The following is a 1,442-nucleotide window of genomic DNA, read 5'->3' on the forward strand; positions in this document are numbered from 1 at the left end:
CTCTGTTGCTGGATTTGATTCCCAGTTTTTTGCTAAGCCGTCCCAATCTTGTGCCATCGTGGCCTCCATGTTCACTTCTTATAGCCCACATATCACTATGTGACATCAAAATGCAGTTGGCGCATTTTGAAATTATTAGGCTATAGGGTACCGCAAAACCGCTAAAAGACCATAGACTTATCTGGCGAATTACTATTTTTTTCGATAATCTTTCACAGCTTTGGGAGCACATCTCTATCGTGCCCTACTTTATTGCAAATTCTTAATTGGTTGTGTCAAATCATGAACTTAACTCAGGTAGAAGCTTTCTGCACTATCGCAGAGTGTGGCTCAGTCTCCGAAGCTGCGCGGCAGTTAGACTGTAACCGCACCAAACTCAGCATGTCGATCAAGGCATTAGAAAAAGAGCTCGATGTTGAGTTGTTCACAAGAACAGGAAACCAACTGACGCTTTCGGAAGCGGGAAAAGCAATTTACAAAGATTGCGAGTATTTGTTGGTCACAGCTCAACGAATCAGAAAAACATGCGCGCAAATATCCGAAGGCTTCAACGCCGAAGTCTGGGTGGCGCGTGATGACTCACTGCCAGACGATTTGTGGCAAGAACTGTCTCACCGACTCAACAATCGATTCCCTTCTACAACGTTTAACCTCATCTTGGCCTCTAGTGGTGACTTGGCTAACTTAGTCAGTACTCATCAAGTCGATTTTGCATTCGGTGTCGACTATGAACGCATCGATGACCCGCACATTGTTTACAAACCGCTGGGGAAAATCCGAATGATGTCTGTGTGTAGCGTTGATCATCGCTTAAGTAAGATGCGTCGCGTATCCGATGAAGATCTACGCAGCCAAATGCAGGCTTTGATGGTTTACCTCAACGAGAAAGACAACCCAGGCTTACAGCCGTTCTCGACTCGATACATTGGCTTCTCAAGTTTCGATTACATGCTCAACACCATTTTGGAAGAAGACGCATGGGGTGTATTGCCAGAGCCGCTTATTCGCCACTACTTGCGCCAACAAAAACTTGCCGTCATCAAACACACTTACGGTTTGACTCAAGAAGACTACTGTATGTTTGCCCCAAACGGTCAGATTGAACACCCAGCGATGACTTGGTTAGCAGATAAATTAAGCGAATATTTATTTGACTTCTAAATAAAAGGCAGTGACCGTCAATATATTTGACACCGCAAAGTTGCATTAAGTCATTGTATTTAAATAAAAATAATAAAACGGTCGCTTTCTCGTTTAATTTCCACTCAGTTTGTAGTTGCCTAAAATGCCTCAGAAGAGAAGAATAGTAAGGTATTAAAACCAAAAGGCATCTTTTATGTGTGACAGGACAAGCAAAAACGAAAACCGTATTCTAACCATTTCAGCCCTTTTAGCTTCTGGGTTTGCAGCTGGTGGTATGGTACTTGGCTTGCTTGTTGGGT

General features: G+C 43.3%; 1 protein-coding gene and 1 pseudogene. Both read left to right on the top strand.

Annotated features, from left to right (window positions below; all coding sequences use genetic code 11):
• The first annotated feature begins 282 nt into the window (after positions 1–282).
• Positions 283–1,161, top strand: coding sequence for a LysR family transcriptional regulator (locus tag R7P72_RS24320; RefSeq protein ID WP_005461877.1), 879 nt, complete (start codon positions 283–285; stop codon positions 1,159–1,161).
• Between the two features lie 175 nt (positions 1,162–1,336).
• A pseudogene (locus R7P72_RS24325) lies at positions 1,337–1,442 on the top strand (cation transporter); the annotation flags it as partial.

It is taken from the genome of Vibrio sp. Vb0888 (assembly GCF_033338835.1).
GTDB lineage: Bacteria > Pseudomonadota > Gammaproteobacteria > Enterobacterales > Vibrionaceae > Vibrio > Vibrio alginolyticus.

Excerpts from the sequence above, each read along its gene's own strand:
- R7P72_RS24320 (WP_005461877.1), top strand. The coding sequence starts at position 283 with ATGAACTTAACTCAGGTAGAAGCTTTCTGCACTATCGCAGAGTGTGGC.